The following is a 16,925-nucleotide window of genomic DNA, read 5'->3' as shown; positions in this document are numbered from 1 at the left end:
TCGGCCAGGTCGTCCTCGTCAGGCGAGGGGGAGAAGGACGGTGAAGGTCGTCCCCTCCTCGGGGCTCGAGGCGGCCCCGATCGTGCCGCCATGCGCCTCGGCGATGCTGCGTGCGATCGCGAGGCCGAGCCCGAAGCCCCCCTGCGGCTGGCGCTCGCGCGCGCGGTCGGTGCGGTAGAACCGCTCGAAGAGGTGCTCGAGGTCCTCTGGCGCGATGACGTCGCCGAGGTTGGTGACCGCAAGGCGGCAGCGCCGACCCTCCCGGGCGAGCGCGACGCGCACCTCGGTGCCGCGCGCGGCGTACTTCGTCGCGTTGTCGAGCAGCGTCCGCACGAGCCTCCCGAGCTGCGAGGGGTCCCCGACGACGGAGAGGCCGGGCTCGAGGGAGCTCTCGATCGAGCAGCCCCGCTCGAAGGCGACGGCGTCGAACTCGAGCGCGCAGCCGTCGACGAGCGCGCTGAGGTCCACGCGCTCGGCGGCGGCGCGCTCCCCGGAGGCCCGCTGCTCGTCGGCGCGCGCGAGGGTGAGCAGGTCCTCGACCAGGCCCTTCATGTGCTTGGCCTCCTCCGCCGTGCTTCTCGCCCAGCGTCGGGCGTCCTCGGGCACGCCCTCGGCCGTCTCGAGGATCTGCGCGTTGGCGAGTATCACGGCGAGCGGGGTCTTGAGCTCGTGCGAGGCGTCGGAGACGAAGCGCCTCTGCTGGTCCCACGCCTCCTCGACGGGGCGCAGGATCCAGCGGGCGAGGCGCCTCACGACGAGCAGGAGCGCGGCCATGGCCACGAGGAAGATGGCCGCGTCCATCGTCGCCTGCGCGCGCAGGGCGGCGTCCCTCGAGTAGGTGTCGGCGAGGGCCACGCGCCAGCCGCTGGGCGTCGAGGCCCGCATCCAGGCAACGTGATAGGAGGAGTTCCTCCCGGACGCCGACTCGCTCGAGAGCGCCTCGGCGAGAAGCTCCTCGAGCGCGGGGTCGGAGATCGTGAGGGGGGTGGCGCTGCTCAGGCTGACCGTGCCGTCGAACCCCACGTCGACCGCGACGGCGAGCATGACGTCCGCGCCACGCCCGTCGCCGTCGCCGATTCTGGCGGCGGCCCAGCTCTCTGCGGAGAGCGCGCGCGTGAGCAGGTCGTCGGTCAGGGCCTGCTGCGTGGTGTAGGACGAGAAGAACGAGGAGCCGAGCGAGGCGAGAAGGACGGCGCCGGCGATCGACATCGCGACGGCGATGAAGTTGCGGCGCAGCCGCGCGAGCATCGGCTCGCGCCGGGCGCTATCGCTCGAACGTCTCAAGGCGGTAGCCGAGCATCCTGAGGGTCGTGATCTGGACGGCGGACCCCACGTGGGCGAGCTTCTTGCGCAGGAACGAGACGTAGGCCTCGACGGAGTTCTCGGACGCCTCGGCGTCGGCCCCCCAGACCTTGAGGAGGAGGTCCTGCTTGGAGACGACGCGTGCCGAGGAGCTCATGAGGACGCTCATGACCTCGAACTCCTTGCCGGAGAGGTGGACGGAGGACTCGCCGCAGGAGAGGTCGTGCGTCTCGAGGTCGAGGCGGATGTCGCCGAAGGTCAGCTCGTCGAGCATGACGTCGCCGCGGCGGCGCGTGAGGGCCCGCAGGCGGGCGAGGAGCTCGGCCGCCTCGAAGGGCTTCGTCATGTAGTCGTCCGCGCCGGAGTCGAGGCCCTCGACCTTGTCGGCGGTCGAGGAGCGGGCGGTGAGGAGCAGCACGGGCGTCGCGGAGCCCTCGCGCCGCATCTCGTGCACCACGTCGTAGCCGCTCATGCCGGGCAGCATCACGTCGAGCACCACGGCGTCGTAGGCCCCCGAGAGGGCCGACCTGAGCCCGGAGGTGCCGTCGTAGACCGCCTCGGCGTTGTAGGAGGCCCCCTCCAGGATGCGGACGATGGCGTCCGCGAGGTTTCTCTCGTCCTCGACGACCAGTATGTTCATAGGTGCCCCCTGTCGGCCTCGGCTGCACTTGTCGCTGCTATCCTACCCACCGAGCCTTAATTTCTCCTGAACTCGCCCGGGCGCGCACGGACTCGACGCCAGCCGTTCACAAAAACTGCACCTTGCGACCACATTGAGGAGCGGTATGATGTCTAACTGCTATGTGGCTATGCGGTGCGGCCTACCTACCAACCACGCGCACCGCACGTATCGGAGGAGTTTTCATTGGCAGTTAAGATTCGCCTGGCCCGCCACGGTGCCAAGAAGCGCCCGTACTACCGCGTCGTCGTCGCCGACGGCCGCATGCCGCGCGACGGCCGCTACATCGAGGAGGTCGGCCGCTACAACCCGCTGACCACCCCGAAGGTCATCGACATCAACCTCGAGAAGGTCGACGAGTGGGTCGCCAAGGGCGCCCAGCCGACCAACGCCGTCGCCCACCTGATCGACATCGCCCGCACCGGCGAGCCCGTCGTCGAGAAGAAGGCGAAGCTCTCCAAGAAGGCCGCCGCCAAGGCCGCTGCCGCCGCCGAGGCTGCCGCCGAGGCCGACGCCGAGTAGGCGCGCCCCATGGAGGCCACGGACAGCGCGCTCGACGGGGCGCAGGGGCGCGAGCTCCCGTCCGACCGGGTCGCCGACCTCGTCGAGTACATCGTGTGCGGGCTCGTCGACGACCAGGAGGCCGTGTCGCTCGACGTGACGGACAGCGAGGGCTCGTCCCTCATCGAGGTCACGTGCTCCGAGGACGACGCCGGACGCGTCATCGGCCGCAAGGGCCGCACCATCAAGGCCATCCGCACTCTCGCGCGCGCCCTCGGGCAGCGCGTGGGCACGATGGTCGAGGTCGAGGTCGTAGGCTAGGGGCGCATGCGCGAGCGCTACAGGACCATAGCCCGCGTCGCCAAGGCGCGCGGGAGAAGAGGGGAGGTCGTGACGGAGCCCGTCCACGGCCTTCCCTCACTTGTGCGCGAGGGGCTCGAGGTCGCCGTGCTGCCGCCCGAGCTCAAGGGGCCGCGCTGGCGCACCGTCGTCTCGGCCTCGGGAGAGGGGCGCGCGGGGAGACTCGTCGCGCTCTCGGGCGTCGGCGACGTCTCGTCGGCCGAGCGCCTCGTCGGCCGGTTCCTGCTCGCCCGCGAGCGCGACCTGCCGGAGGACCTCGCCCTGCACGACCCGGAGCGCCTCGTGGGCCGGGAGGTCGTGGGCGAGGGGGACGGCCGCCGCGCGCGGATACGCGAGGTCATGAGCGGCCCCGCGAACGACGTGTGGGTCCTCGACGTCGACGGCGGCGGCGAGGTCCTCGTCCCGGTGGTCGACGAGGTCGTCTCGACGGTGCCCGACGAGGGGCCCATCCCCATCCGCGTCCCGCGCGGGCTCGGCTGGCCGGGGGAGGGGGGGTCGCTGTGATATTCGAGACCCTCTCCGTCTTCCCCGACGTCTTCGCCCCCTATCTCGACGCGTCCATCATGGGCCGCGCCCAGCGCGCGGGCGTCTTCGAGTTCCGCGCGCACGACCTGCGCGACTGGACGCACGACCGCCACCGCACGGTGGACGACGCGCCGTTCGGCGGGGGGCAGGGGATGCTCATGAAGCCCGCCCCCATCTTCGAGGCGATCGACGACCTCTCGTCGCACGGCCCCGCGCCCCACGTCGTGTTCTTCTCGCCCTGCGGCGCCCGCTTCGACGAGGCGCGCGCCGAGGAGCTCTCGCGGCGCGAGCGCGTGCTGCTCGTCTGCGGACGGTACGAGGGCATGGACGAGCGCGCCTACTCGCTCGCCGACGAGGTCATATCGCTCGGCGACTACGTCCTCACGGGCGGCGAGCTGGCGGCGCTCGTGGTCATCGACGCGACGGTCCGCCTGCTGCCGGGCGCCCTGGGCGACGAGAGGAGCGCGGAGGACGAGTCGTTCTCCTCCGCCGGCCTGCTCGAGTACGCCCAGTACACCCGCCCCGCGAGCTATCGCGGCATGGAGGTGCCCGAGGTGCTCCTCTCGGGCGACCACGCCCGGGTCGACGCCTGGCGGAGGCGCAGCGCGATCGAGCGCACCGCCCGCTGGCGGCCCGACCTGCTGGGGGCGGCCGAGCTCACGACGGAGGAGCGCGACTTCGCCGAGCGGGTCGCGCGCGAGACGAGGGGGGACGGCGCTCATGGCGAGTCATGAGGCCCCGGGGCGCGAGGGATTCCTCGCCCGCCACGGCTGGATCATCGGGAGCGTCGCCTTCGCGGTCGGCGTGGCGTTCCTGCTCAGGACCTTCGTCGGGATGCCCTACTACGTCCCCTCTGGGTCGATGCGCGACACGATCCTCGAGGGCGACATGCTGCTCGGCGAGAAGGTGAGCCTGCGCTTCGAGGCGCCCGCCCAGGGCGACATCGTCACCTTCGAGAGCCCGCTCGACGGGGAGACCCTCATCAAGCGCGTCGTCGCGGTGGGCGGCCAGACCATCGACCTCGTCGACGGCGCCGTCTACGTCGACGGGGAGGCGCTCGATGAGCCCTACGTCGGCGGGAGGCCGACCTACTCGCTCTCGGACCTCGAGGGCTCCGCGGGCATCGAGTACCCCTACGTCGTCCCCGACGGCTGCGTCTGGGTCATGGGGGACAACCGAACCAACTCCAAGGACTCGCGCTACTTCGGCCCCGTGAGCGTCGATGACGTAACATCGAGGGCACTGTTCATCTACTGGCCGCTCTCTCGCATCGGGGCGCTCTAGCCCCTGACCTAGGGAAGGACTGATATGAGAGACTCCGCGCTGACGTTCCAAGACATGATTCTCGCGCTCGAGCGCTACTGGGCCGCCCAGGGCTGCACCGTCATGCAGCCCTACGACTCGGAGGTGGGCGCGGGCACCTTCCACACCGCCACGACGCTCCGCTCGCTCGGGCCCAAGCCCTGGCGGACCTGCTACCCGCAGCCGTGCCGCCGCCCGGCGGACGGGCGCTACGGCGAGAACCCCAACCGCATGCAGCACTACTACCAGTTCCAGGTGATCCTGAAGCCCTGCCCCGTCGACTCGCAGGACCTCTACCTCGGCTCCCTCAAGGCCATCGGGCTCGACCCGGCCGAGCACGACGTCCGCTTCGTCGAGGACGACTGGGAGAGCCCGACGCTGGGCGCCTGGGGCCTCGGCTGGGAGGTCTGGATGGACGGCATGGAGGTCACCCAGTACACCTACTTCCAGCAGGTGGGCGGCATCGAGTGCGACCCCGTGCCCGTGGAGATCACCTACGGCCTCGAGCGCATCGCCATGTACATCCAGGGCGTGGACTCCGTCTACGACGTCGTCTGGTCGTATCTGCCCGACGGCACGCCCATGACCTACGGCGACGTGTTCCACGAGAACGAGTACGAGTTCTCCACCTACAACTTCGAGGTGGCAAACGTCGAGATGATGCGGCAGAAGTTCGACGACTACGAGGCCGAGTGCCACTCGTGCCTCGAGCGGCGCCTCCCGCTGCCGGCGTACGACTGCGTGATGAAGTGCTCCCACGCCTTCAACCTGCTCGACGCCCGCGGCGCCATCTCGGCGACGGAGCGCGCCAACTACATCCTGCGCGTCCGCACGATCGCGAAGCTCTGCTGCGAGAGCTACATCGCGGAGGTGGCGGGAAAGACCGACGGAGACGCACAGAAGGGGGAGGTGGCCTAGATGGCCGAGACCCGAGACTTCCTGCTTGAGATCGGCACCGAGGAGATGCCGTCCGCGCCGCTCATGAACGCCGCCGGCCAGCTCGGCGGGCTCGTCGCCAAGGGGCTTGACGCCGCCGGGCTCTCCCACGGTGAGGTGCGCGTGATCTCCACGCCGCGCCGCCTGGCCGCCCTCGTCGCGGACGTCGCCGTCGCGACCGAGGAGATCCACGAGGTGAAGCGCGGTCCGAAGGCCGCCATCGCGTTCGACGACTCCGGCGCGCCCACCAAGGCCGCCCTCGGCTTCGCCCGCAAGTGCGGCGCCAAGGCCGCCGACCTCGTCCGCCGCGTCGACGCCGATGGCAACGAGTACGTCTTCGCCGAGAGGAGCGTCCCCTCCGAGCCCGCCGCCCCCATCCTCTCCCGGCTCTCCGCCGAGGTCATCGGCGGCCTGCAGTGGCCCAACTACCGCAGCCAGCGCTGGGGCTCCGAGCACGCCACGTTCGTGCGCCCCATCCGCTGGATCTGCGCGCTTCTCGGCACCGACGTCGTCCCCGTGTCCTATGCCGACGTCACCTCGTCCAACGTCACGCGCGGCCACCGCGTGCTGGCGCCGGGCGAGCACGTCGTCGCGTCTCCCGCCGACTACGAGGCCACGCTCGAGCGGGCCTTCGTGCTCTCGGCCGAGCGCCGGGCTGAGGCCATCCGCGAGGGCATCGCGCGCATCGAGGCCGAGCGCGGGGGCGCTCGCGTGGACACCCCCAAGCGCATCTTCGACGAGGTCGTGAACCTCTGCGAGTGGCCCACGGTCCTCGTGGGCACCTTCGACGAGGCATTCCTCGAGGTCCCGCATGAGATCATCTGCGAGTCCATGCTCTCCAACCAGCGCTACTTCCCGATCTACGACGCCTCGGGAGAGCTCACGCGCGAGTTCGTCGTGGTCTCGAACGCCGACCCCGCGGTCTCCAAGACCGTCGTCGCCGGCAACGAGAAGGTCGTGCGCGCCCGCCTCGACGACGCCAAGTTCTTCTACGACGAGGACCTCAAGCGCCCGATGGAGGAGTTCGTTGAGCGCCTCGGCTCGGTGACCTTCCAGGAGCGGCTCGGCACGATGCGCCAGAAGGTCGAGCGCATGGAGGGGCTCGCCGCCGCCGTCGCCACGCAGGCGGGGGAGGACGAGGCGGGGGTCGCGGCCGCCGCGCGCGCCGCTCACCTCGCCAAGGCCGACCTCGTCTCCCAGGCCGTCGTCGAGTTCACCAACCAGCAGGGCGTCATGGGAGGCTACTACGCCGCCGCCGCCGGCGAGGCCCCCGAGGTCTGCGACGCCATCCGCGAGCACTACCGCCCGCGCTTCGCCGGCGACGAGCTCCCGTCCGGCACCTGCGGCCGCTGCGTCGCCATCGCCGACAAGCTCGACACCATCTGCGGCATCTTCGCGATCGACGAGCCGCCCACCGGGTCCTCCGACCCCTATGCGGTCCGCCGAGCGACCATCGGCGTCATCGCCATGCTCCGCGCGCTCCCGGGCTGCGACCTTCGTCGGCTCATCGGCCTTGCGCTCGGCGCCTACCAGGCCCAGGGCCTCGAGTTCGACCTCGAGGCGGTGGCCGCCGCCGTCGTGAGGTTCTTCCAGGCGCGCCTCGTCGCCATCGCGCGCGACGAGGGCCTGCGCCCCGACACGATCGAGGCCGTCTCCGCGGTGGGCGTCATCGACCCCGTCGAGTTCATGGCCCGCGCCCGCGCCCTCGAGGACGCACGCTCGCAGAGCCCCGAGGTCTTCGACGACCTCGCCACGGCGTACGCCCGCGCCGCCCACCTCGCCGACGCGAGCCTCGGCTCCGACGTCGACGCCTCGCTTCTCGGCGACGCCGAGCGCGCCCTGCTCGCTGCCTGCGACGAGGGCGAGGGCAGGGTCGCGTCCGCGCTCGCCGAGAAGAACTTCCGCGCGGCGATCGACGCCCTTGCCGAACTCAAGACGCCCATCGACCGATTCTTCGACGACGTCCTTGTCATGGACGAGGATACTGAGGTAAGGGAGAACCGCCTGCGCCTCCTCAATCGCTTCGTTGAAGTCTTCGTGGGGATTGCCGACATCGGCGCGCTCTCTCGGAAGAAGTAGGCTACGGTGGGACGGGGTATGCCCCGTGAAGCCTGATAGGTACAGGAGGACTCGTGGTGACTAAGCTCGATCTGGATGACGACATCTTCGGTCAGGTCGTCCCCCTCATCTTCGTTCTTTCCGACGCTCGTGGCGAGACGGCCAACACCGTCGTCATGGCCGCCGCCGCACAGTTCGGCGACGGGTCCGTCGACATCGAGCGCCTCTCCAACGTCAAGGACGTCGACACCGTCCGCGCGTTCCTCGACGAGAACTACGACGAGAGCCGCCCGTGCGCCGTGTTCCACACGTTCGCCAACGGCACGCTGCGCCGCGAGATCCGCCGCGAGCTCGACCGCCGCGGCATCCCCTCCATCGACCTGCTCGGTCCGGCCGTCACGGTCATCTCCACGCTGACGGGCGAGGAGCCAACGCGTGAGATCGGCGCAATCTACAAGGATGAGAGCTCGGCCAACTAAACGGCCAAATCGCATTCCATGTTACTACCTTTGGGGCCGCGCCGCAGGGCGCGGCCCCGTTTTTCTCGCCGTCGCGCCGCTTACCTACTCAGCGGGACCAGATGCAGAAAATCGGTTGCGAGGGGTCCCGCGATTGTTACCATGACCTATGGCCGCGCGATGGCGGTGCGCGACCGAGCTGTAAGGGCGCGTCCTTGGCGGGACGCGTCAGGAACCCTAGGAAAGCAAGGGGAAAACATGGCAGAAAAGCATGTATACCGCTTCGGCTTCGACGCCAACGGCAACAACGTGACCGAGGTCGCGGGAGAGTCCGTTGCCGAGGCCAAGTGGATCACCGGCGGCAAGGGCGCCAACCTCGCCGAGATGGCCAACATCGGCCTGCCCGTCCCTCCCGGATTCACGATCACCTGCCAGACCTGCGTCGCCTACTCCAGCGCCGGCAACGTGTGGCCTGAGGGCGTCCTCGACGAGATCGACGAGTACCGCAAGGACCTCGAGGAGCGCATGGGCAAGAAGCTCGGCGACTCCGACGACCCGCTGCTCGTCTCCGTCCGTTCCGGCGCCCCCTTCTCCATGCCGGGCATGATGGACACCGTCCTCAACCTCGGCCTCAACGATGACTCCGTCCAGGGCCTCATCAAGCAGACCGAGAACCCCCGCTTCGCCTACGACTCCTACCGCCGCTTCGTCCAGATGTTCTCGGACGTCGTCATGGGCGTCTCCGGCCAGCTCTTCGAGGACGCCATCGCCGCCAAGAAGGCCGAGAAGGGCGTCAAGCTCGACACCGAGCTCGACGCCGACGACCTCAAGGACCTCGTCGCCACGTTCAAGCAGATCTTCGCCGAGAACGTCGACGCCGAGAAGTACCCCGAGGTCCTCGTGGACGGCAAGATCGAGTTCCCGCACGACCCGCTGGTGCAGCTCCGTCTCGCCGAGCAGGCCGTCTTCGGCTCCTGGAACACTGACCGCGCCATCCTCTACCGCAAGCAGAACAAGATCCCCGACGAGCTCGGCACCGCCGTCAACGTTCAGGTGATGGCGTTCGGCAACAAGGGCAACACCTCCGCCACCGGCGTCGCGTTCACCCGCAACCCCGCTGACGGCACCAACGAGCGCTACGGCGACTTCCTGGTCAACGCCCAGGGCGAGGACGTCGTGGCCGGCATCCGCAACACCGAGCCGATCGCCGACCTGCCCAAGGTCCCGGGCCTCGAGGAGGCTGGCAAGGAGCTCTTCCACGTCTTCGAGATCCTCGAAGACCACTACGCCGACATGATGGACCTCGAGTTCACCATCGAGCAGGGCAAGCTGTGGATGCTCCAGACCCGCGTGGGCAAGCGCACCGCCCTCTCCGCACTCAAGGTCGCCATCCAGATGTACGAGGAGGGCCGCATCTCCAAGGAGGAGGCGGTCATGCGCGTTGCCCCCGAGCAGCTCGACCAGCTCCTCCACCCGCAGTTCGACCCCAAGGCAGACTACAAGGTCATCGCCAAGGGCCTCAACGCCTCCCCGGGTGCCGCCGTCGGCGCCGTCGTGTTCTCCTCCGCTGACGCCGAGGCCTACGCCGAGGCCGGCAAGCCCTGCATCCTCGTGCGCTGGGAGACCACCCCGGATGACCTCCACGGCATGGTCGCTGCCGAGGGCATCCTGACCTCCCACGGCGGCAAGACCTCCCACGCGGCCGTCATCGCCCGCGGCATGGGCGCCCCGTGCGTCTGCGGCGTCGACGCCCTCCAGATCGACGCGGTCAACAAGGTCTGCACCGTCGCCGGCACCGACATCACCCTCCACGAGGGCGACGTCATCTCCATCGACGGCACCACCGGCGACGTCATCCTCGGCGAGGTCGCCCTCGTCCGTCCGGAGCTCGGCGGCGACCTCCAGACCATCCTCGACTGGGCCGACGAGGTCCGTCTCAACGCCGACCGCGGCCGCGTGATCGGCGTCCGCGCCAACGCCGACAACCCGGCCGACGCGCAGCTCTCCAAGGACAACGGCGCCTCCGGCATCGGCCTGTGCCGCACCGAGCACATGTTCCTCGGCGAGCGCAAGCAGCTCATCCAGAACTTCATCCTCGCCGACGACGAGGCCGTCAAGGCCGACGCCGTCGAGAAGCTCGGCGCCGCCCAGAAGGGCGACTTCCTCGAGATGTTCAAGGCCATGGACGGCATGCCCGTCATCGTGCGCCTGCTCGACCCGCCCCTGCACGAGTTCCTCGAGGACCCGCGCGACCTCGACGTCGAGATCGCCAAGGAGGAGGCCGCCGGCAAGGACGTCTCCGAGAAGAAGGCGCTTCTCGCCAAGCTCGACTCCTTCCAGGAGGCCAACCCGATGCTCGGCCTTCGCGGCTGCCGCCTCGGCCTGGTCTACCCCGAGCTCAACGTCATGCAGGTGAAGGCCATCGCCTCCGCCACCGCCGAACTCCAGAAGCAGGGCCTCAGCCCCAAGCCGGAGATCATGATCCCGCTCGTGGCCTTCGAGGAGGAGCTCGCCCTCGTCCGCGAGGTCGTCGAGGAGAACATCAAGGCCGTCGCCGAGGAGTACGGCGTCGAGCTCGACATCCCGGTCGGCACCATGATCGAGATTCCGCGCGCTGCCATCACCTCCGAGGACATCGCCAAGCACGCCGACTTCTTCTCCTTCGGCACCAACGACCTCACGCAGATGGGCCTCGGCTTCTCCCGTGACGACGTTGAGGCTGCCTTCATGCCGCTCTACCTCGACAAGAAGATCTGCAAGACGAACCCGTTCGCCACGCTCGACAAGGGCGTTGCCAAGCTCGTCAAGATGGGCGTCGAGGGCGGCCACGCCGGCAACCCGGACATCGTCTGCGGCGTCTGCGGCGAGACCGGCGGCGATTCCGAGTCCATCCACATGTACTACGACCTCGGTCTCGACTACGTGTCCTGCTCGCCGTACCGCGTGCCCATCGCGCGCCTCGCGGCTGCCCAGGCCAAGATCGAGGCCAACGGTGGCGCCGAGAAGGTCGCCAAGTAGCGCCTGAGCGTCATCTGCGTCTCTCAAACGGGAGGGGGCCACGTGCCCCCTCCCGTCATTTGGGGACGTGTTATTTCTCTCAGAGTTTTTGGGACAGACCTTCCCGTGCATGCGCGGTATTGCGTGCGGGTGACTTCGTCGCTTGCGTGCTTGACCTGTCCCATTTTTTCTGAGAGAAATAACACGTCCCCAAATGACAGAGGAGATCGGATGAGGGTCCTGACGCGCGCCGAGCTCGAGATCGCCGAGCACGAGCGGCTCTCCCCGGACGCCACGTTCGCGAGCGACTCCCGGGGGCGGCGCGTTCCCGAGGAGCCAGATGCCCTCAGGACGTGCTTCCAGTGCGACCGCGACCGCATCCTGCACTCGAAGAGCTTCAGGCGGCTCGCGCACAAGACCCAGGTGTTTCTCGCCCCCGAGGGAGACCACTACCGCACCCGACTCATCCACACCCTCGAGGTCTCCCAGGTGGCCCGCTCAATCGCGCGGCCGCTCGGCCTGAACGAGGACCTGACCGAGGCCATCGCCCTCGGGCACGACCTCGGGCACACCCCCTTCGGCCATGTGGGCGAGCGCGCGCTCAGCCACGCCCTCGCGCGGCACCGCGGGCAGCCCGAGGGCGCGGGTCGGCTCTTCGCGCACAACGAGCAGGGCGCGCGCATCGTGGACGTTCTCGAGCGCAACGGCCGCGGGCTCAACCTCTCCCGCGAGGTGGTCGATGGCATCCGCTGCCACACGGGCTCGCTCCGGGCGGGCACGCTCGAGGGCCGCGTCGTCGCGCTCGCCGACCGCATCGCCTATGTCTGCCATGACATCGACGACGCCGAGCGGGCGGGGATGCTCAGGGAGTCGGACCTCCCTCCGGAGTCATGCGAGAGGCTCGGCTCGAGCTCGTCGGAGCGAATCGAGACGATGGTCCACGACGTGGTGTCCATGAGCTCCAGAAGCGGCGACATCCTGATGTCCGAGGGGGTGTGGGGGGCGATGATGTCCCTGCGCGCGTTTCTCTTCGAGCGGCTCTACTCGCGCGGAGACGCAAAGTGGGAGGAGCCCAAGGCATACGCGATGCTCGTTGACCTCTTCGGGTACTTCGTCGGGCACCCTGACGAGGTTCCCGCCGAGTACCGTCTCCACGACGACCCGCTCGACGTGCAGGTGGCCGACTTCGTCTCCGGCATGACCGACCGATATGCCATCCGCGTCTACGAGGGCCTCAAGATACCGAGGTCATGGAGAAGGCGCTGAGCCCTCCGCTACGGGGCGCGCTTCCCCTACACTGACATACGATGGATGGCGAGAAGGACCTCTCGCCGCGCTCGCTCGCAGAAGAAGGGGGAGAGATGTCTCGTCGCGGCAGCGGGTGCCTCACGGCGCTCGCCCTCGTTCTCTCGATCGCGTTCGTCGCCCTTGCGGCGACGCTGCTCATGCTCGTCGCGAACGGCGGCGCCCCCGGTTCCCCCGAGGCCGAGCGCACGTCCGAGCGCGTCGTCGCGGACTCCTTCGACGAGTACTCCTGGCAGGAGCTCTCCGACATCGCCGGCCTCATAGCCGCTGCGCCCTCCGACGAGGAGGGGAGGGCCATCGCCTCCCAGCACGGAATCGAGGTCGGTGCCACGCGGACGCTGACCCTCGGAGACGGCAGCGTCGTCGAGCTGCGCGTCGTGGGGATTCGCGCCGACGAGCGCGCGGACGGGGGCGGCGTGGCCGGCCTCACCCTCATGACCTCGCCCATCGCCCTGCGACCGTTCTCCGACGACAAGAACGCGGGGGGCTGGGAGACGTCCGACCTCAGGTCCTGGCTCGCGGGGGAGGGGGCGAGCCTGCTGCCCGACGAGCTCGTCTCGTGCGTCGTTCCCGTGCTGAAGGTCACCGACAACGTCGCCGTGCGCTATGGCGACTCGGATGCCGTGGGCTCGCTCACGACGACCGCCGACGCGCTCTGGGCCCCCTCCGTCTCGGAGGTGTGCGGCGAGGTGGACTGGTTCGCGCGGGAGTACGGGACCACCCCGAGCGCCAGCTCGGAGTACGTCGACTTCGGGCCCTACGATGCGGCCCTATCCGCGCAGGGCGAGCAGTACGAGTACTTCTCCGACGCGGGGGTCGACGGCTCGAGCACCTCGGCGGCGCTCGTCATGGCGTATGGCGGGACGGCGTGCAACTGGTGGTATCGGACCTCGTACCCCTATGCGCTCGAGGGCTGGGAGCAGCGCATGGTCTACCAGGTCATGTCCTCCGGCTACCCCAGCATGACGAGCGGCCCGGGCGAGCGGGTCGGGGTCGTCGTGGGGCTCTGCCTCTGAGTTGTGTTCTTCTTGTCTAGCGACGCCAGCTGCCGTATACTAAGGCGCTGTGTGTAAGCCTATGTGCCGTTCAAGCGTGGCGGCACCTCTAGAGAGACAAGGACAGATCATGGATTACATTCGCGCCATCGAGCGTCAGCAGATTCGCGAGGACATCCCCGCGGTCAAGGTTGGCGACCACGTCAAGGTCCACTACCGCATCGTCGAGGGCGACCGCACCCGCGAGCAGGTCTTCGAGGGCGACGTCATCCGCATGAGCGGCGCCGGCGCGCGCGAGACCTTCACCGTCCGCAAGATCAGCTTCTCCGTGGGCGTCGAGCGCACCTTCCCGCTGCACAGCCCCAAGATCGCCAAGCTCGAGGTCGTCCGTCACGGCGACGTCCGCCGCGCGAAGCTCTACTACCTGCGCGACCGCGTGGGCAAGGCCGCCCGCATTCGCGAGAAGCGCGACTAGCTCACCCTCAGGTTCCACCTTCGAGCCGCCCCCCACGGGGGCGGCTTTTTCCATGAGATTGGAGCACCATGCCCCCGACTGCACGACCGGCAACCGCTCGCGAGGTCGCGGTCGCCCTCGCGAGCGCACCCGCGGACGAGGCGTCCAGGCTCATCGAGCGCTACGCCGAGGACCCTCGTCGCCAGGTCATGCACGCGATCGAGGTCGCGCGGAGGCGCCTCGAGCGCGAGGGGGCGGAGCGCGAGCGCGTCGAGGCGTCCTATCGCCTGATGCGCGAGCTCGGGGGAGAGGGCATCGTCCTCGGCGTCGACGAGGTGGGCCGCGGCGCGCTCGCGGGGCCGCTCACCGTCGCCGCCGTCGCCCTTCCCGACGACCCTGTCGTCTGGGGCATCAACGACTCCAAGCAGCTCGCCCCGGCACGGCGCGAGGCGCTCGCCGCCCGCATAGCCGACGTCGCGCTCGCCATCGGGATCGCCCACGTGGAGCCGGAGGCCATCGACGCGGTCGGCATGGCCGTCTCGCTCAGGCAGGCCATGGCCTCCGCAATCGCCGACGCCGGGGTCGAGCCGGACCGCGTCCTCATCGACGGCAACCCGGTGCACGTGCACCCGAGGGAGACCTGCGTCGTCAAGGGGGACGCGCGCGTCGCGTGCATATCGGCGGCCTCGATCGTCGCCAAGGTTACCAGGGACGCCCTCATGGTCTCCTACGAGGACGACTACCCGGGCTATCACCTCGCCGAGTCGAAGGGCTACGGCTCGGCGGAGCACGTCGCCGCCATTCGCGCGCGCGGCCTCACGCCGATTCACCGCGTCTCCTTCTGTGGAAACTTTCTCGAGACGCCGCGCCTCTTCTGATTCCCGTATTTTGAACCACCGTTCGTCCCGGCGGCACGGGGGCGTCCCGAGCGGGGAGGGTCCCCGGGACCGAGTCTGACCCGTCAGGCTCGCGGCAGAGACCGGGGACCTCGGTGAGCGCGACGCGAAAGCGCCCTCTGGCAAGCTCTTCTGACCATGTCCGACGATGGGAGGCAGAGCATGCACGAGGAGCAGGAGCGCACGTTCGAGTACGACCCCGAGCAGGATCCCGCCGCGGCGCCTGAGGCACCGGCCGGCGAGGTCGAGGCGCGCGCCCAGGAGCGCCCGAGGACGGTGCGCGACCTCACGCCGCGCGAGCTTGGGATGAAGGGCGAGGAGATGGCCGCGGCCTACCTCGAGCGCAAGGGGTGGTACATCCTCGACCGCAACTGGCGCTGCGAGTTCGGGGAGGTCGACATCGTCGCCCGAGAGGACGACGAGGACGACACGATCGTGCTCGTCGAGGTCAAGACCCGACTCGCCCTCGGAGAGCGCGGGGAGGGGATGCCCGAGCTCGCCGTCGACTCCAGGAAGCGGCGACGCTACAAGATGCTCGCCCTCGCCTACATTGTCAACCACCCCGAGGCCGACGCCGTTCGCTTTGACGTCATCGCCCTGAACGTCGTGGGCGAGGGCGCGGCTCGCCTGCGCCACCTCTCGGGCGCGTACGAGGTCGACGACTGATGGCGCGGGGGTCTTCCGGCATCGATGCCGCCGAGCTCAGGGGCGTCGAGGCGCTGGGCGTCACGGTCGAGGTGAGCACGTCGGGCGGCATACCAGGCATCGACATCGTCGGCATGCCCGACTCCGCGGTGCTCGAGGCGCGCTCGCGGGTCCGCTGCGCGCTCCGCTCGTGCGGGTTCGAGCTCCCCCGGGCGCGCGTCACCGTCAACCTCGCTCCGAGCGAGATGAGAAAGACGGGGACCGGCTTCGACCTCCCCATCGCGACGGCCATCCTCGTCGCGACGGGGCAGCTCCCCCGGCGCGTCGCCGTCGGGTGCCTCATGGTGGGGGAGCTCGGCCTCGACGGGTCGGTGTGCCCGGTGCGCGGCGGCGTCGCGTACGCCCGGCTCGCGCAGGAAAGGGGTCTGTCGCTCGTCACCTCGGCGTTCGCCGAGATCTCCCCGGGCTGGTCCGGGGAGACGCACGGGCTCGTCTCCCTGGGGCAGCTCAAGGGCGGCATCTCCGCGCTGCCTCCCGTGGGCGCCTCGGGCGCCGTCCCGGCCCCCGCCCCTCTGCGGCCGTCCCTCGACTACGCCGACGTCGTCGACCAGGACCTCGCGAAGCGGGCGATGACCATCGCGGCCGCGGGGCGCCACGGCGTCCTCATGGTGGGCCCGCCGGGCGCCGGGAAGACCATGCTCGCCAGGAGGCTCCCCACGATCCTCCCGCCCCTCGACGAGCAGGAGGCGGACGAGGCGCTGCTCATCCACTCGGTCGCGGGGGAGCCCATAGACAGGATCGCGCGCGGGGAGCGGCCGTTCAGGGCGCCGCATCACTCCATCTCCGTCGGCGGGCTCGTCGGGGGCGGCCGGCCGGTGCGCCCCGGCGAGGTGTCCCTCGCGGACAAGGGGGTGCTCTTCCTGGACGAGCTCCCGGAGTTCGGCCGCGGTGCCCTCCAGGCGATGCGCCAGCCGCTCGAGGACGGCGAGGTTCGAATCGTGCGCGTCGACGGGGTGTACGCCTTCCCCTGCGACTTCCAGCTCGTCGCGGCGGCGAACCCATGCCCCTGCGGGCACCTTGGCGACCCGGACGCCGAGTGCACGTGCACGCCGGCGCGGGTCGCGGCCTACCAGGGCAGGATCGGCGGCCCCCTCATGGACCGCATCGACGTGGTCGTGGACGTCGCGCGCCCCTCGGGGAGGAAGGTGATACGCGAGCAGCGCGGACAGAGCTCGGAGGAGATGGCCGCTCTCGTGGGGCAGGCCCGGGAGCGCGCCGCGCGGCGCGCCCACGCGGACGACGGGCGGGCGGGGCCGGTCGCGGCGGCGCTCCTCGACCTGGGGGCGCAGAGGACCTTCGAGGGCCTCGCCGACCGGCTCAGGCTTGGCGGGCGCGCGATCGCCCGCGTCGCCCGCGTCGCGCGGACGATCGCGGACCTCGCGGGGCACGACCGCGTGACGTCGGACGACATCGTCGAGGCCGCGGGCTTCCGCTCGCGGTCCGTGGAGTGAG

General features: G+C 69.9%; 17 protein-coding genes. 15 read left to right on the top strand and 2 right to left on the bottom strand.

What is annotated here, in order from left to right:
• Positions 1-18 precede the first annotated feature (18 nt).
• Positions 19-1,284, bottom strand: coding sequence for a sensor histidine kinase (locus tag ACULPM_RS04680; RefSeq protein WP_167929410.1), 1,266 nt, complete (start codon positions 1,282-1,284; stop codon positions 19-21).
• Positions 1,265-1,942 (bottom strand): response regulator transcription factor, encoded by a 678-nt coding sequence (locus ACULPM_RS04675; protein ID WP_167929409.1) that lies wholly within the window; start codon positions 1,940-1,942, stop codon positions 1,265-1,267. The genes ACULPM_RS04680 and ACULPM_RS04675 overlap by 20 nt, the downstream gene beginning before the upstream one ends.
• A 225-nt stretch (positions 1,943-2,167) precedes the next feature.
• Between ACULPM_RS04675 and rpsP the strand changes: the two genes are divergently transcribed.
• The 15 genes from rpsP to ACULPM_RS04600 all read left to right on the top strand — a co-directional run bounded on the left by rpsP (position 2,168) and on the right by ACULPM_RS04600 (position 16,924).
• Positions 2,168-2,503, top strand: coding sequence for a 30S ribosomal protein S16 (rpsP, locus tag ACULPM_RS04670; RefSeq protein ID WP_075280206.1), 336 nt, complete (start codon positions 2,168-2,170; stop codon positions 2,501-2,503).
• A gap of 9 nt (positions 2,504-2,512) precedes the next feature.
• Positions 2,513-2,803: a KH domain-containing protein gene (locus tag ACULPM_RS04665; RefSeq protein WP_167929408.1), complete on the top strand. Its 291-nt coding sequence runs from the start codon at positions 2,513-2,515 to the stop codon at positions 2,801-2,803.
• A 6-nt stretch (positions 2,804-2,809) separates the two neighbouring features.
• On the top strand, positions 2,810-3,346 hold the full coding sequence (locus tag ACULPM_RS04660; protein WP_167929407.1) for a 16S rRNA processing protein RimM: 537 nt from the start codon (positions 2,810-2,812) through the stop codon (positions 3,344-3,346).
• Positions 3,343-4,101 carry a tRNA (guanosine(37)-N1)-methyltransferase TrmD gene (gene trmD, locus ACULPM_RS04655; protein ID WP_167929406.1) on the top strand — a complete coding sequence of 253 codons (759 nt, stop codon included), beginning with the start codon at positions 3,343-3,345 and terminating at the stop codon, positions 4,099-4,101. Before ACULPM_RS04660 ends, trmD begins: the two co-directional genes overlap by 4 nt.
• On the top strand, positions 4,088-4,651 hold the full coding sequence (gene lepB, locus ACULPM_RS04650) for a signal peptidase I (protein ID WP_167929405.1): 564 nt from the start codon (positions 4,088-4,090) through the stop codon (positions 4,649-4,651). Before trmD ends, lepB begins: the two co-directional genes overlap by 14 nt.
• A 24-nt stretch (positions 4,652-4,675) precedes the next feature.
• Complete coding sequence (locus tag ACULPM_RS04645) at positions 4,676-5,587, top strand: glycine--tRNA ligase subunit alpha (protein ID WP_445331421.1); 912 nt, start codon at positions 4,676-4,678, stop codon at positions 5,585-5,587.
• Positions 5,588-7,684: a glycine--tRNA ligase subunit beta gene (glyS, locus tag ACULPM_RS04640; protein WP_445331420.1), complete on the top strand. Its 2,097-nt coding sequence runs from the start codon at positions 5,588-5,590 to the stop codon at positions 7,682-7,684.
• A 56-nt stretch (positions 7,685-7,740) separates the two neighbouring features.
• Positions 7,741-8,142, top strand: coding sequence for a kinase/pyrophosphorylase (locus ACULPM_RS04635; protein ID WP_167929403.1), 402 nt, complete (start codon positions 7,741-7,743; stop codon positions 8,140-8,142).
• A 237-nt stretch (positions 8,143-8,379) separates the two neighbouring features.
• Complete coding sequence (ppdK, locus tag ACULPM_RS04630; RefSeq protein WP_445331419.1) at positions 8,380-11,139, top strand: pyruvate, phosphate dikinase; 2,760 nt, start codon at positions 8,380-8,382, stop codon at positions 11,137-11,139.
• A 210-nt stretch (positions 11,140-11,349) separates the two neighbouring features.
• The gene (locus tag ACULPM_RS04625; RefSeq protein WP_445331418.1) at positions 11,350-12,384 is read left to right on the top strand and encodes a deoxyguanosinetriphosphate triphosphohydrolase; all 1,035 of its coding nucleotides are present in this window, start codon (positions 11,350-11,352) and stop codon (positions 12,382-12,384) included.
• 41 nt (positions 12,385-12,425) lie between these two features.
• The gene (locus ACULPM_RS04620) at positions 12,426-13,439 is read left to right on the top strand and encodes a DUF6273 domain-containing protein (protein ID WP_445331417.1); all 1,014 of its coding nucleotides are present in this window, start codon (positions 12,426-12,428) and stop codon (positions 13,437-13,439) included.
• 109 nt (positions 13,440-13,548) lie between these two features.
• Positions 13,549-13,893, top strand: a complete 345-nt coding sequence (gene rplS, locus ACULPM_RS04615; protein WP_075280197.1) for a 50S ribosomal protein L19 — start codon at positions 13,549-13,551, stop codon at positions 13,891-13,893.
• 68 nt (positions 13,894-13,961) lie between these two features.
• A complete protein-coding gene (locus tag ACULPM_RS04610) occupies positions 13,962-14,750 on the top strand; it encodes a ribonuclease HII (protein WP_445332320.1) in 789 nt (262 codons plus the stop codon).
• Positions 14,751-14,930: 180 nt separating this feature from the next.
• Positions 14,931-15,434, top strand: a complete 504-nt coding sequence (locus ACULPM_RS04605) for a YraN family protein (RefSeq protein ID WP_167929461.1) — start codon at positions 14,931-14,933, stop codon at positions 15,432-15,434.
• Positions 15,434-16,924, top strand: a complete 1,491-nt coding sequence (locus ACULPM_RS04600) for a YifB family Mg chelatase-like AAA ATPase (RefSeq protein WP_445332319.1) — start codon at positions 15,434-15,436, stop codon at positions 16,922-16,924. The genes ACULPM_RS04605 and ACULPM_RS04600 overlap by 1 nt, the downstream gene beginning before the upstream one ends.
• The last annotated feature ends 1 nt before the right edge of the window (position 16,925 follow it).

This window comes from Thermophilibacter sp. ZX-H3, assembly GCF_052599055.1.
This window is presented reverse-complemented; position numbering and strand designations above follow the sequence as displayed.

Excerpts from the sequence above, each read along its gene's own strand:
- ACULPM_RS04600 (WP_445332319.1), top strand. The coding sequence starts at position 15,434 with ATGGCGCGGGGGTCTTCCGGCATCGATGCCGCCGAGCTCAGGGGCGTC.
- rplS (WP_075280197.1), top strand. The coding sequence starts at position 13,549 with ATGGATTACATTCGCGCCATCGAGCGTCAGCAGATTCGCGAGGACATC.
- ACULPM_RS04645 (WP_445331421.1), top strand. The coding sequence starts at position 4,676 with ATGAGAGACTCCGCGCTGACGTTCCAAGACATGATTCTCGCGCTCGAG.
- ACULPM_RS04675 (WP_167929409.1), bottom strand. The coding sequence starts at position 1,942 with ATGAACATACTGGTCGTCGAGGACGAGAGAAACCTCGCGGACGCCATC.
- ACULPM_RS04620 (WP_445331417.1), top strand. The coding sequence starts at position 12,426 with ATGGATGGCGAGAAGGACCTCTCGCCGCGCTCGCTCGCAGAAGAAGGG.
- ppdK (WP_445331419.1), top strand. The coding sequence starts at position 8,380 with ATGGCAGAAAAGCATGTATACCGCTTCGGCTTCGACGCCAACGGCAAC.
- ACULPM_RS04605 (WP_167929461.1), top strand. The coding sequence starts at position 14,931 with ATGCACGAGGAGCAGGAGCGCACGTTCGAGTACGACCCCGAGCAGGAT.
- ACULPM_RS04665 (WP_167929408.1), top strand. The coding sequence starts at position 2,513 with ATGGAGGCCACGGACAGCGCGCTCGACGGGGCGCAGGGGCGCGAGCTC.
- ACULPM_RS04625 (WP_445331418.1), top strand. The coding sequence starts at position 11,350 with ATGAGGGTCCTGACGCGCGCCGAGCTCGAGATCGCCGAGCACGAGCGG.
- ACULPM_RS04660 (WP_167929407.1), top strand. The coding sequence starts at position 2,810 with ATGCGCGAGCGCTACAGGACCATAGCCCGCGTCGCCAAGGCGCGCGGG.
- lepB (WP_167929405.1), top strand. The coding sequence starts at position 4,088 with ATGGCGAGTCATGAGGCCCCGGGGCGCGAGGGATTCCTCGCCCGCCAC.
- ACULPM_RS04610 (WP_445332320.1), top strand. The coding sequence starts at position 13,962 with ATGCCCCCGACTGCACGACCGGCAACCGCTCGCGAGGTCGCGGTCGCC.
- glyS (WP_445331420.1), top strand. The coding sequence starts at position 5,588 with ATGGCCGAGACCCGAGACTTCCTGCTTGAGATCGGCACCGAGGAGATG.